We start from the raw sequence: 12,746 nt of genomic DNA on the forward strand, positions 1-12,746 counted from the left end.
AGTTAATGTAGCGCAAACAAATAAAGGGGCCAATCAAATGGAACATGCACAACCTGGTATCTTCGATGACAATAATAGGCATAGCTACTTTTTAGAATATGTCATTACTAACCGAGATGCAGACACCATTAACGCACTAAAAAATGCATTAAGAAATATTAGCGATAATCTCAATTGTAGTTCAGTTATCGCATTTGGCAGACGCCTTTGGCAACATTTAGACAACCAAGCTGAAGCGCTTGATTTTACTGATTTTGCAACGCTTTCAGGGCCGTTTGGTCACACTGCGCCCGCCACCCAACACGACTTATTAATTTGGTTGCACGGTGATGATTTAGATGGTGTGTTTGACGCGATGCAATTATGCCAATCACAGTTAAACGGCGTCGCTATTTTAGCGCTTGAGTGCCCAGGGTTTCGATACAAAGATAATCGTGATCTCACCGGCTTTGTCGATGGCAGTGCAAACCCAAAAGATTTAGCAGCAAAAGCAGACGCAGCACTACTGCCAACGTCACATTCTCATCAACAAGGCAGCTTTGTTTTAACGCAAAAATGGGTGCATGACCTGAGTGAATTTGAAAAACTGCCCGTTACCGTCCAAGAAAAAATCGTGGGTCGCACAAAACCAGATTCCATCGAACTTGAAGGCGATGATATGCCAAAAAATTCGCATGTATCGCGTACCGACGTGAAAGTAGATAATGTGGCCATGAAACTCTATCGTCGCAGTGTGCCATTCGGAAATGCAAACGAAAAAGGCCTCTACTTTTTAGGCTTTGCCTGCGAGCAACGACGCTTTCAAATTCAGCTCGAACGCATGTTTGGCCTAACCCAAGATGGTATTTATGATAAACTGATCGATTACTCAAAAGCAGTTAACAGCGCATATTGGTTTGCCCCGTCACAAACACAATTAACACAGATTGTGACGACATAAGCTGTAACAATTTAAACAAGCAAATTGCGCATATTTTATCTATCTTTAACAGTAAGTATGGTGTTCAAAGAGGTTCAATATGCGCATCTTGATTTGCTTAATTTCAGTATTAGTTTTGGCGGCATGTAACAGCACACCAAAAGCCATTTCACCGCCAAATCAACTTATCAACGACACGCAATTTACGCGTATTCCTGTTGAAACAAAAAAAGACGTATTCAGTTTATCTGACAATACCAAAGCCCTTATCGAACAAGCCGTGTCACGCGATATTGATAAACGTGTTGTAACCCGCTCACTAGTTGAATACATTTTCAGCCCACAAAACCAAAGCCTGGACTACCTATCAGGTGCAACCCTTACCGCAGAAGATACATTCAACAACAATAATGCCAATTGCCTCTCGCTGTCGATTATGGCCTACAGCATGTCTAAACACCTTGGCTTAGCGTCGCGTTTTCAGCAAGTGTATATTCCTGAATACTGGGCGAGTGAAAATGGCTACAGCTTACTCACTGGGCACGTTAATTTACGTGTTTTGCGCCCAAGTGCCAGTGATGTAGCGCTTACCTCAACCATTTACGATACCACAGGTGATCTCATCATCGATTTCAACCCTAGTAGTTTGCGTCACAAATTTCGTTCTAAAATTATTAGCGAAGACGTAATCTTGGCGATGTTTTACAACAACAAAGGGGCTGCAGCGATGATTAATGGCGAACACCACCTCGCCTATTCGTATTTTAGTGCAGCAATCGATAGTGCTCCCAACTACGGCTCTACCTACGGCAACTTAGGCGTGCTTTATCGCATTAATAATCAGTTTGATAAGGCAGAACTCGCGTACAACCACGCGCTTTCACTCGATAATGATAACAATACTGCCAAGGGTAATTTAGCTCGCTTATATGAACTAACAGGACGTAGCCTTGAGGCCCAAAACATTCGGATTGCACTTGAGCGAAAACGCAGCAAAAACCCCTATTATGCGATTGCTAAAGGCAACGAAGCGCTTTATCAAAATGACTACCGAACCGCCATCAGCTTTTTTAAAAGAGCGATTAAACTCGACCGCGAAATTCACGAAAGTCACTTTGGCTTAGCTAAGGCATACTTTATGATTGGCGATATCGACAAAGCGCTAAGCGAGTTACAACAAGCTGAAAAGCATGCCTATTTTGACAGCGAAAAACGCCGTTATCGAGGAAAAATAATGTCGTTAAGTGCACAGTTATTGAGATGATACACGCACTTTTTTTCGCTTTATCACTGAGTGTAACAACGCAAGATACACTTAAGGCTCACAGTCATTTACAAATACTCAGCCATGACCAACTTGCTGGGCGAAAAACAGGCACGCTGCACGCCAGCATTGCAGCCGACTATATTGCAAAACAATTTCAAAATGCGGGACTCTCTCCCGTATTTACCAATTACAAAGTGCCGTTTCGCTACAGCAGTGGCTTTTTTGGTGAAAAAGAAGCGCACAATGTGCTTGCAGTCAGCGAACAAATTGCCAACAGGCCAACGGTAGTAATCTCCGCGCACTTTGATCATTTAGGTACTAAAGGAAGGCACATTTATAATGGCGCCGATGACAATGCTAGCGGTGTTGCTGCGTTAATTGCGTTAGCGTCACTTATCGCCAAACAACCCAATAGGAAACTTAACTACCTTTTTCTCGCAACTGATGCAGAAGAGTCTGGTTTATTTGGCGCCCGCGAATTTATCAAGGCTTCACCTATCCCGCTGTCAAATGTATTAATCAATATTAACTTAGATATGCTTGGAGTGAGCAAGCGTAAAAAACTACTTGCCCTTTATAATGCGCCATCCAAGGCGTTTATTGAATCACTTCGCACAAACATTTGGCATAAAGACAGCGAGGTAAAATTCACAAGAGGTAATGGCTTTTATAATCGAACAATTAAAAATCAACGCAGACGCATACTTGATGCGGGCGATCACCGCGAATTTCATCGCAAGCGCATTGCTATTTTGTATTTTGGCGTAGGTGAGCATAGCAATTATCATAGCCAACACGACACCTATGAAAATATTGATCATGCTTTTTTTGATGGCAGCTTACATAATATTGCTAAGGTCATTTCTCAATTGGATGCAAACTATCGGTTGCTAAGCAGGCGTTAACCCAGCTGATCTTTTGCTTTTTTGATAATTTTTTGACTTGATACTCTAACTTACTGGCGTCACTTTTACTGCCCACTTGCCGCTCAAGTAGTAATTTTAACGGCCCCTTACCAATTAACGCTTTTGCTCCTTTGCCTGAGCTATGCTGGCAAAAACGTCGTGCAACATCTGTTGTAATGCCGGTATACCAATGTCCATAGCGGGTTTCAACTATGTAAATAAACCAAGTTGACTGTACGTGACTTTGTTTGGTGGGACTTTCTAACTGCGACATAAAACAAACACTTGGGAACTTCATTGTAAAATTTAGGTCAAATTTACACTTTTATAACCTGATAGCAAGAGGTATCATGGTGCGATTAGTAGTAAGGATTAAAGTATTCAATGAAATGGTTTAAGTATATTTCGCTGTGCGCAGTGATGGTTTTTACCTCAGGTTGCTCATCTTGGCTATATAGAATGCCAATTCCACAAGGAAACTTTTTAGAGCAAAGCGATATTGATAAGCTACGTGTTGAAATGACACGTGAACAAGTACTCTATGTATTGGGTCAACCAATCGCAAAAGATGCATTTGATGAGAGCAATTGGTATTACTTATATCAATTTAACCCAGGTAGAGACAGCGAAGTGCGCAAAGAGCTTGTGGTTGAATTTGAAGGCGACAAACTAAAAGCGTTACGCGGTGATTATGAAACGCCAGAAACATTTAATACACCGCTAGAGCAATAAGTTAACGCTTAATCTGAGTTCAGATTAACGTAAAAAAGTCATGCAATTGCATGACTTTTTTGTTTTATGATTGGCGACGTCCTGAACGCCCGCCAGTAATCTTATTTGCCCTGCCCTCATCTTTCGCTTTTTCTGCGCGGCGTCTGCGCGCTTCTTTCGGATCGGCAATTAATGGACGATAAATTTCGATTCGGTCACCGTCTTTTACGATTTGATGCAACTTACAGGTACGATTCCAAATACCTACCGCAAGCTTTGTTAAATCAATCTCAGGGCATTTATCTAAAATGCCGCATTGCCCAATAACCTGTTCAACGCTTAAGTCGTCCTCAGTATTAAAGGTCACCGTTGTTGCGCTGTCAGGCAGTGCGTAAACTATTTCTATCGATTTCATTTATTTGTAAACCTGTTTCGCGCGCTGAGTAAATGCTTTTACCATATTATTTGCCACTTCATTAAATACTTTGCCAAATGCAAGTTCGACTAGCTTGTTGGTAAATTCAAAATTGAGTTCTAAGCTCACTTTACACGCATGATCATCAAGCGCTGTAAACTTCCAACCACCCGCCAAGGTTTTAAACGGACCATCAATCAGGCGCATATCAATCGCTTGACCCGCTTTTAATGTATTTTCCGTTGAAAACCATTTACGCATGCCAGCTTTCGAGATTTCTACTGATGCAGACATACACAACTCATTTTGGTTATGTACTTTTGCACCAGAGCAATTTGGCAAAAATTCAGGATATTTAGAAACATCATTAACTAAATCATACATTTGCTGCGCACTAAACATCACGAGCGCAGATCGACTAATTTGCGGCATATTCTCTCCAGATTTAACAACGCGAATTCTATCAAGGTTTGACGCAGAAACAAAAAATAACCCGTGTAATGGCAAAAAATAGTGTAAAACCATAGCGGATAAGTATAATGGCGGCATTATGGCAAAACACAAAAAACCAAAAGCACAAAGCAATACCATCGCGCTAAATAAAAAAGCGCGACACGAGTATTTGCTGCAAGATAAATTTGAAGCTGGTATGGAATTACAAGGCTGGGAAGTGAAAAGTATTCGCGCCGGCAAAGTAAATATTACCGAAACCTTTATTCAAGTTAAAAACGGCGAAGCTTACTTACATGCAAGCCAAATTACGCCTTTAATTCAAGCGTCTACACATGTTGTGTGCGATCCAATGCGGCCGCGAAAACTGCTGCTCAATAAACGTGAAATAGATCGTTTAGTGGGTGCAGTAGAACGCGACGGTTTTTCTTTAATCGCCACTGCAATGTATTGGAAAAAATGCTGGGTTAAACTTGAATTCTGCCTTGCTAAAGGTAAGAAGTTGCACGATAAGCGTGCCGACAGCAAAGATAAAGATTGGGCTCGTGAAAAAGAACGTATGATGAAACATTCTGCACGTTAAACTCCCAGTAAATTATTAAAAACCACGCCTTTGCGTGGTTTTTTTATGCTAAATTTAAATCAACCTATATCGCCTCACACCTCACATACCTCTAAATAAGATTTCCCATCAAGCTATTTCTTTTTACAAACAAAGTTACACTTTAGTTTTAGGGACAAAAGTAAGCTTATTGTTAATTTATAATTAACATGTTATTAATTTAAAAGGTTAATTCACGCTATGAATTTATCGTTTAATTTATAATAATCAAACAAGGAATGGTCCATGAAAAGCGCTACAAAGTTTAAGCTTAACTCCTTAACCTCCGTTATTTCTGCGTCACTACTGTTTTCAGCCTATACAGTTAATGCTGAACAAGAAAAGCAAGTCGAACGCATCGAGATCACCGGCTCTCATATAAAACGCACCGATCTTGAAGGCCCTTCACCTGTAACAAGTTTATCAGCTGATGATATTGCCAAAACAGGCGTTACCGACTTAATTGGCTTATTCGCGAAACTGCCAATTTCTGGCCAAGGTACATTTTCAACGCAAGCCAACAGCAGTGACGATACCGCAAATGGCGGCTCGAGTGTGTCATTACGTGGTTTAGGTGCTGACTCTACATTAATTTTAGTGAATGGCCGCCGCGTGTCGGTAAGCCCATTTGCAAAAGGCATTGATACTGCATTTGTTGATATTAACAATATCCCAATCGCCGCAATCAAACGTGTTGATATCCTAAAAGATGGCGCATCTGCTACTTATGGTTCTGATGCGATTGCTGGTGTAATTAACGTTATTTTACGTGATGACATCGACGGTGTAGAAATTAGCGCAAAATATGGCGATACCGCAGATGGCGGTGGTGAAGAAACAAACGTATCAGTGGTTTTTGGTAACACCACAGATAACAGCTCTCACACCTTTATTCTTGATTATTTTAACCGCGAAGAAGTACTTTACGCAGACCGTAATTATAGCGCAACAGCCAATCAACGAGCACGCACGGGTGATGTTTACGCTACTGATTTTCGCTCTTCGTCAGGTATTCCTGGCACTATCGCGCTAAAGTCTGATCCAACTAATCGTATGCCAGACACCTTTGGCAATGATGTGTGTGCGCCTGAGGATATTATTGGTAATTTATGCGGCTATGACTATGCACCTTATATGACCATGTTCCCGCAAAATGAGCGCTTTAGCTTTAACTATTCAGGTCGTTACGATGTGAATGATACATTCCGTGTATTCACAGAACTTAACGGTCAAAACTCAAAAACCATGATCCGCGGTGCTGGTAGCCCGAGTTTTAATGAACTATTTATGGATGGTGACAACATTAACCATCCATTTGCCAATATGCCTGATCATGAGTTCCATGGCCAAGATTTAACGATGCGTCGCCGCATGGTTGATATTGGCAACCGCGAAAAACGCGTTGACGCAGATTATTACCGTGCAATCTTAGGATTTGAAGGTGAATGGGGCGATTGGGGCTATGAAGTTGCGTATTCTTACATTAAAAGTCAATCGGTCGAACGCGGTGTAGACGGTTTCCCTAATAAAGTGCGCTTACAAGAAGCGATTGACTCTGGCGCATACGACCCATTTGAACCATCATCAAATGGCCAACAGGTGCTAGATTACATTGAAACCACTACCACACGTATTGGTAAATCAACCAATAAGACATTCGACTTTAAAGTAAATGGCCCATTAGCAGAATTACCAGCAGGTGAACTGATGTTGGCTGTGGGTGCTGAATATCGTGAAGAATCGATTAGCGATAACCCAGACGATCAATATTTACGTGGTCAAATTTTTGGTACTGAAGCGACACAAGCAAACGGCACGCGTGACAATAGCTCGTTGTTTGCAGAAGTTGCCGTGCCGGTTATTGATGACTTAGAGGTGCAACTGGCGGTTCGTTACGAAGACTACAGTGACTTTGGTGATACTACTAATCCAAAGCTGTCATTCTCTTGGCGCGCGATAGATAACCTACTTGTACGCGGTTCTTGGGGTACGGCATTTAGAGCACCATCGCTACACCAACTTGGCCTTGGCCGAACGGATGAGTCCCCTACTTTAGTTGATAAATATCGCTGTGACTTAGTTGGTCTTGGCTGCGATCCATTCGAATATACCGCAGTCTTTGAAGGTAACCCTGATTTAGGCCCTGAAGAATCTGAAAGTTACAACCTTGGTGTGGTGTACAATATTACCGATGATTTAAGCGTATCAGTTGATTACTATAGCTATGATATTGAAGATATTATCGATTCTGATACTCAGTTCATATTTACTACACAAGGCGGAAACCCAGACATTGTTGAACGTATACCAACCGGCATTGCTAACGACCCAGGTGAAGTTGTTACGATTTACGATACTTTCCAAAATATTGGTGACTTAACCACGTCAGGCCTTGATGTCGATGTGAAATACAATTTACCGACAGAAATTGGCGACTTTAAGTTCTCTTACGTGATGAATTATATGTTGGAGTATGAAGATAAGCGCCCTGATGGAAATGGTGGTCAGCGTATCGATACGGAAGCCGGTGACTTTGAACAGCCTGAACTACGCTTCACCTTGAGTGCTGATTATGCGATAAATGATTTTACAACATCACTTGCGCTTAACTTTGTTGATTCATTTAAGCAAGATGATTCAGTTCGCGTGCAAACAGCACGAGATGCGCAAGGTAACAAAATTGAAAATCAAACGGTTACGTTATCTGATGTCGATGAATTTATCACGGTTGATGCAACCTTTAACTACCATGGTATTGAAAATACAACGCTTACATTAGGTATTACTAACCTGTTTAATGAAGAACCACCATTTACTTATGATGAGTTTATGGGTTTTGCGACCAATGTGCACAGTGGCCAAGGCCGCTTTATGTACTTACAAGCAAATTACAAGTTCTAAACACTAAAGCAAAAAAGCCCCGCAAGGGGCTTTTTATTGTTTGGGTTAGTTAATACATTAAATTAGAATGCAATCATCATCAAACTTGTGTTTGATACTAAACATGGTCACGTTGTTTTTTACACTCAAGCATTTCTTTCCAGTGCACAATTTCTTCATGTAGCTTTGGCGTTTCGCCATCAAAACCTGCTGCATCAAGCATTTCTTCAACGCTTACAATACCACCTTTTTTCTTAAATACACCTCGGACATAAGCAACGGCATGTAAGCCACGCTCCGATTTAAACGTTTGCTTAATATAAAAATACTTATGATCCCAGCCAACTAATTGTGTTGCCACAGTGAAAGTTTGCAGAGGTTTAATATCTTTAATGTAGGTAATTGCTGTGGCATTTACAATTGGAAACCAACGACGCTTCATTACCACTGAAAATAACCCCAATCGCTCAGTCATCCAAGTACGCGCCAAATCCATAAAGGCCAGATAACGCGAATTAGTGAGGTGAAGGTTAATATCACAGTCGCTTGGTAGTGCTCGAAAATCAATTTCAACTTCATCTAACAAAGGTTGATAAAGTTTATTACGCTTTATCCGATAAAAGAGTAATAGTAATCTAAAATATAAATTCATTTGTCTTGAGTGGTCTTACCAGAAAAGTTTATTCTCTCAGGTTTAATAATAATCTCAAGTACAAAAAACAATACTTTAAGGGTTTTATGAAGTCGTATATCTCATTTATTATACTTATGTGCGTTAGCTTCCAGCTTAAGGCGAGTTTTGAGTTACCTGGTAGCGGCACAGTTGTTTACCCATCAGGTTTAAAGCAAGAATTTAGTTTTGGCTTTAAATGGGACAAACAAAATAAATTATTTACCATAGGTGATGAACAGTATCCTATGGATCAAATGCCGGACTCTTATTCAATTGCACTTACGCTGGCAGGAGACGATCAGGCGGTTTTTGTACAGGAGTTTGCCAATGGTTATATATCTGAGTTTGAATGGCGATTAGGGCCGCATGTTATTAAGCTTGAAAAAAAGCGTTTAGAGTACCCTGTGCGTGGCGACTATATTCTGTGGATTGATCAATACAACTATTTTTTAAAAAATGGCAATCCCAGCGTCAAAATCGTATTTAATAAAGACGGTATTAACTACATTATTCCAAGTGGTATTACCAAAGACAACGGAAGACGACGTTAAGGCTAGTCACTTAAAGTAAACTAGCCCATCTACTTTAAACCATTACACCTTAATAGTTTTACGATTAATGCCATACTCACGTAGTTTGTTTGCAATTGCAGTGTGGCTTAAGCCTAAACGCTTCGCAAGTTGACGCGAGCTTGGGTAAGCTGGATACAACTTTCTTAAAAGCGTCGATTCAAAGCGTTTCACCGCTTGGTCTAGCGTACCTTCAAAATCAGACTCAAGATAACCCAAATCATTGGTAAAACTAGGTAGCTGTAAATGCTCGATGCTTAAATTCTCATCATCAAGCAGTGAAATAGCTCGATATAGAGAGTTCTCTAATTGGCGCACATTACCCGGCCACGGATATTGCTGTAAAAACGCGGTAATGGTGTCATCTAATACCGGCGACTTGCGCCCTAATTGATGCGAATAACGGCTAATAAAGTGCTCGGTTAACGGCACAATATCGGCTTTGCGATCTCTTAACGGCGCAAGCTCTAGGCTAAGCACATTAATGCGATAATAAAGATCTTCCCTAAAGCGCCCCTCTTGTACCATGCCTGGAATATCTTTCTGTGTTGCCGCTAAAATTCGTACATTAACTTTAACTTCATTTTCACTGCCAACACGTCTGAAAGTGCCGTCTTGTAAAAATCTCAGTAGTTTAGTTTGCAGTTGCGCCGACATTTCCCCGACTTCATCAAGAAATACAGTACCGCCGTCGGCTTGTTCTAATACACCGCGGCTTTCAGCATTCGGCAATGCACAGCCAAACAATTCAGGCTCAGCCACATCATCAGGCAAGGATGCACACGACAACGTAACAAACGGCTTATTTGCGCGATTTGACGCATAATGACACGCTTTCGCCAACAACTCTTTGCCTGTACCCGTTTCACCTGTGATTAAAATAGGTGCCTCTAACTGCGCCATTTTGCGAGCTTCACGCACTACTTTGCGCATTGCGCTGCTATGTGTATGAATCGTCGCAAAGCTCTCGTTACCTTGTCGTCTAAAGGCACTCACCTGCTCCCCTAAACGGCTTTGCGATTTGATGTTAACTACCGCACCGACAAAAATCGTTTCATTTTCAGCGTCAGGCACTGAAATTGGCAAGATATCGGCAATAAAATCTTCGCCATTCACTTCAACACGCGTTGTTTGCGCAAGCACTTCAGCGCTTTCTAACCAACGTGTAAAGTTAAACCCTTTTAGTTGAGTATTAATATGCTGACCAATAACCTCTGTACTTGATGTATTTAAATCGCGACAAGCTGAATCGTTACATTGGCGCACAATACCTTTTACATCAATAGAAATAACCCCATCGGGTAATGCACTTAATAAAGTGGTAAGTTCATTATGCTCTCGCTCAGAAGGCAAAAATGCGGTTGTTCTTACATCTTCTACACCTTGAATTAAACGAATTTCAGGCATAATTTTCTGAAACTGTTCAAACTCAATTGGCGGAAAAGAGACATACATCCGACAGTTAACTGAATCAACTTCAATACCTTTTAAGTCAACTTGGTAACTTACTAAAATATTGAGTATTTCCTGCGCGATACCAATTCGGTCCGCACAATGGATCTCTAAGCGCATAATTTCCCCATTACCAACTTAAGCACAATATTTTGATAATACTGAAAAAACCAAAGATTGGAAGAAAATTTGTAAACATAAATGAACAAAAAAGCTATAACCCATAACTATTCATTCAAATCAAAAAAGGGAGCAAACGCTCCCCATTTTGATTAACCCGATTTCAGGTTATTTAGTACCCCGGATAAACCATCCATTCACCATCATCGAGTTGAATATATGGCTTACCATTAAACATCTGCATTCGTGTACCCGAGTTCTCACCCACCATAGGTGTTTTCGGTAAATCAGCGGCTAACATGCCAAGATCTAAGGTGCCGCTAAAGATGTTTTGTCGCGTTGCGCGGGCAATTAGCTCTGAAATAGCCAGATAACTAGACGGCTCAGAAATCACTTTTTGTGCACTATTTGCTTTGGCATTTGGTCCGATAAACTTAACGCCCACCGGAATATCTAGAATTGCTGGACTCGGAATATCACGCATACCTGCAATTTGCATTTTATCGCCCGCCAATGATGCACCGTGCTCTGGTACCATAACCACCATATAGTTACGGCCGCTTTGTTCTAAACGCGTAAAGAACTGGTTAAATTGCTTAAATAAGATTTCTGTACGCGTGCCGTAGCTTTTTAAACTGCTACCAAACTTACTGCGCCCTTCAATCACATTACCATCGTGCAAACTAATGGTGTTGTAGTAAAGTGCCGCACGTGGCTTGTTTGAGGTTAGCCTTGATTTAAGCCACTTATTTAATACCTGACCATCATCGAAAATAGGTGTACCATCAAACGAGCGCTGTGCAATTTTAACACCTTGTAACGACTGCAGTTTTGCATCAACACGCCCTTGACTTTCCACCATACCAAGGAAATTATCAAAATTACCATTGTGGTTCATAGCAAAGTCGTTATCAAAACCCAGCGACTTTAAGTTCTCAAACAAGTAACACTGCTTATTAGCATCTGAATATAAGCCCTGGTGAGATGTTTGCCCACAGCTTGCTTTTAATAAACGAATACCTGCAGGTCCACTGTACGACGTAGCTGAGCTGAAGTTATCAAACAGTAAATCAAACTGATTAAACAAAGGGTGCTTACTAAGGTTCACTCGCTCTAAATCGTCCCAGCCAAGTGAACACACGTTGAGTAGCACAATATCAAAGTCACCACCTTGGTTAGATGTTGGGAATTCAGTTTTTAAGCGCGCTTGTTGTTGATAAAACGCCGACATTGCTTGTTCGGGGTTTAAGGAGGTGCTTTGTACATTTTGTTGCGTTGCTTGCGCGCTATTTTGTACGTAAGTTGGCGCGGGTTGCATACTCTCTTGGCTGGCAAAAAATTGTAATGCGCCAATATACAAAATACCCGCGATACTCACCGTGGTAAAACGAACCCAATTTACCAAATAAATATAAACAATCACCAAAACCAGCGCCATGGCGACGAATTGCCACGATAAAAAGCGCGACAACAACTCGATAAGGTATGGCAAACTAAAATCACTAAGCAGATCACCACTTTCAAGTAAGCGACTAAGCGGTGGTAAATAAGAGTCATAATGCAATAAAAATAATGCGACAAATGCCCCGATAATATGTTTGGCCTTAATCAACAAAGCATGCTTGAATGGCAGTAAAAGAAACGCAATAAACGCAATATTTTCCAGTACATGCAAATCGATAACATCTGAAAAAAATAAGCCTAGCTTGACTAAAAAATATAAATTCCAAAGCCCTAGTGCGTCATAACGCAACGGATCTTTATCTGGGTGTGCAATGCTCATT

Annotated in this window: 13 protein-coding genes; 7 read left to right on the plus strand and 6 right to left on the minus strand. The window is 41.0% G+C overall.

Annotation, left to right across the window (positions count from 1 at the left end; genetic code table 11):
* Positions 1–37: 37 nt before the first annotated feature.
* The 3 genes from C2M30_RS03155 to C2M30_RS03165 all read left to right on the plus strand — a co-directional run bounded on the left by C2M30_RS03155 (position 38) and on the right by C2M30_RS03165 (position 3,091).
* Positions 38–940: a Dyp-type peroxidase gene (locus C2M30_RS03155; RefSeq protein ID WP_105170645.1), complete on the plus strand. Its 903-nt coding sequence runs from the start codon at positions 38–40 to the stop codon at positions 938–940.
* Positions 941–1,019: 79 nt separating this feature from the next.
* Positions 1,020–2,183, plus strand: coding sequence for a tetratricopeptide repeat protein (locus tag C2M30_RS03160; RefSeq protein ID WP_105170646.1), 1,164 nt, complete (start codon positions 1,020–1,022; stop codon positions 2,181–2,183).
* Complete coding sequence (locus tag C2M30_RS03165) at positions 2,180–3,091, plus strand: M28 family peptidase (RefSeq protein ID WP_105170647.1); 912 nt, start codon at positions 2,180–2,182, stop codon at positions 3,089–3,091. Before C2M30_RS03160 ends, C2M30_RS03165 begins: the two co-directional genes overlap by 4 nt.
* On the opposite strand, the gene C2M30_RS03170 is transcribed toward C2M30_RS03165, so the two are convergent.
* Positions 3,045–3,365 (minus strand): GIY-YIG nuclease family protein, encoded by a 321-nt coding sequence (locus C2M30_RS03170; RefSeq protein ID WP_105170648.1) that lies wholly within the window; start codon positions 3,363–3,365, stop codon positions 3,045–3,047. The two genes, C2M30_RS03165 and C2M30_RS03170, sit on opposite strands and share 47 nt — an antisense overlap.
* Before the next feature lie 110 nt (positions 3,366–3,475).
* On the opposite strand from C2M30_RS03170, the gene C2M30_RS03175 reads away from it, so the two are divergent.
* A complete protein-coding gene (locus C2M30_RS03175) occupies positions 3,476–3,823 on the plus strand; it encodes an outer membrane protein assembly factor BamE (protein ID WP_105170649.1) in 348 nt (115 codons plus the stop codon).
* A gap of 64 nt (positions 3,824–3,887) precedes the next feature.
* Here the strand turns inward: C2M30_RS03175 and C2M30_RS03180 are convergent, their stop codons facing one another.
* On the minus strand, positions 3,888–4,217 hold the full coding sequence (locus C2M30_RS03180) for an RnfH family protein (protein ID WP_105170650.1): 330 nt from the start codon (positions 4,215–4,217) through the stop codon (positions 3,888–3,890).
* Positions 4,218–4,649 carry an SRPBCC family protein gene (locus C2M30_RS03185; protein ID WP_010560514.1) on the minus strand — a complete coding sequence of 144 codons (432 nt, stop codon included), beginning with the start codon at positions 4,647–4,649 and terminating at the stop codon, positions 4,218–4,220.
* A gap of 118 nt (positions 4,650–4,767) precedes the next feature.
* On the opposite strand from C2M30_RS03185, the gene smpB reads away from it, so the two are divergent.
* Together smpB and C2M30_RS03195 are read left to right on the plus strand one after the other, a co-directional pair.
* Positions 4,768–5,250: an SsrA-binding protein SmpB gene (gene smpB, locus C2M30_RS03190; RefSeq protein ID WP_010560515.1), complete on the plus strand. Its 483-nt coding sequence runs from the start codon at positions 4,768–4,770 to the stop codon at positions 5,248–5,250.
* Positions 5,251–5,514: 264 nt separating this feature from the next.
* On the plus strand, positions 5,515–8,169 hold the full coding sequence (locus C2M30_RS03195) for a TonB-dependent receptor (protein WP_199775869.1): 2,655 nt from the start codon (positions 5,515–5,517) through the stop codon (positions 8,167–8,169).
* Between the two features lie 97 nt (positions 8,170–8,266).
* Here the strand turns inward: C2M30_RS03195 and C2M30_RS03200 are convergent, their stop codons facing one another.
* Positions 8,267–8,800, minus strand: a complete 534-nt coding sequence (locus C2M30_RS03200; RefSeq protein ID WP_105170651.1) for a thioesterase family protein — start codon at positions 8,798–8,800, stop codon at positions 8,267–8,269.
* Positions 8,801–8,886: 86 nt separating this feature from the next.
* Here C2M30_RS03200 and C2M30_RS03205 point away from each other — a divergent pair, with 86 nt between their 5' ends.
* On the plus strand, positions 8,887–9,372 hold the full coding sequence (locus C2M30_RS03205; protein ID WP_105170652.1) for a hypothetical protein: 486 nt from the start codon (positions 8,887–8,889) through the stop codon (positions 9,370–9,372).
* A gap of 42 nt (positions 9,373–9,414) precedes the next feature.
* On the opposite strand, the gene tyrR is transcribed toward C2M30_RS03205, so the two are convergent.
* Positions 9,415–10,962: a transcriptional regulator TyrR gene (gene tyrR / locus C2M30_RS03210; protein WP_054978363.1), complete on the minus strand. Its 1,548-nt coding sequence runs from the start codon at positions 10,960–10,962 to the stop codon at positions 9,415–9,417.
* A 172-nt stretch (positions 10,963–11,134) separates the two neighbouring features.
* Positions 11,135–12,745, minus strand: coding sequence for a cellulose biosynthesis protein BcsG (bcsG, locus tag C2M30_RS03215; RefSeq protein ID WP_105170653.1), 1,611 nt, complete (start codon positions 12,743–12,745; stop codon positions 11,135–11,137).
* Between the last annotated feature and the right edge of the window lies 1 nt (position 12,746).

The sequence above is a fragment of the Pseudoalteromonas sp. T1lg24 genome (assembly GCF_002964745.1).
Taxonomy (GTDB): Bacteria; Pseudomonadota; Gammaproteobacteria; order Enterobacterales; family Alteromonadaceae; genus Pseudoalteromonas; species Pseudoalteromonas spongiae.

Bases quoted from the DNA above. Each gene is read 5' to 3' on its own strand.
- C2M30_RS03155 (WP_105170645.1), top strand. From the start codon at position 38: ATGGAACATGCACAACCTGGTATCTTCGATGACAATAATAGGCATAGC.
- C2M30_RS03160 (WP_105170646.1), top strand. From the start codon at position 1,020: ATGCGCATCTTGATTTGCTTAATTTCAGTATTAGTTTTGGCGGCATGT.
- C2M30_RS03165 (WP_105170647.1), top strand. From the start codon at position 2,180: ATGATACACGCACTTTTTTTCGCTTTATCACTGAGTGTAACAACGCAA.
- C2M30_RS03170 (WP_105170648.1), bottom strand. From the start codon at position 3,365: ATGTCGCAGTTAGAAAGTCCCACCAAACAAAGTCACGTACAGTCAACT.
- C2M30_RS03175 (WP_105170649.1), top strand. From the start codon at position 3,476: ATGAAATGGTTTAAGTATATTTCGCTGTGCGCAGTGATGGTTTTTACC.
- C2M30_RS03180 (WP_105170650.1), bottom strand. From the start codon at position 4,217: ATGAAATCGATAGAAATAGTTTACGCACTGCCTGACAGCGCAACAACG.
- C2M30_RS03185 (WP_010560514.1), bottom strand. From the start codon at position 4,649: ATGCCGCAAATTAGTCGATCTGCGCTCGTGATGTTTAGTGCGCAGCAA.
- smpB (WP_010560515.1), top strand. From the start codon at position 4,768: ATGGCAAAACACAAAAAACCAAAAGCACAAAGCAATACCATCGCGCTA.
- C2M30_RS03195 (WP_199775869.1), top strand. From the start codon at position 5,515: ATGAAAAGCGCTACAAAGTTTAAGCTTAACTCCTTAACCTCCGTTATT.
- C2M30_RS03200 (WP_105170651.1), bottom strand. From the start codon at position 8,800: ATGAATTTATATTTTAGATTACTATTACTCTTTTATCGGATAAAGCGT.
- C2M30_RS03205 (WP_105170652.1), top strand. From the start codon at position 8,887: ATGAAGTCGTATATCTCATTTATTATACTTATGTGCGTTAGCTTCCAG.
- tyrR (WP_054978363.1), bottom strand. From the start codon at position 10,962: ATGCGCTTAGAGATCCATTGTGCGGACCGAATTGGTATCGCGCAGGAA.
- bcsG (WP_105170653.1), bottom strand. From the start codon at position 12,745: ATGAGCATTGCACACCCAGATAAAGATCCGTTGCGTTATGACGCACTA.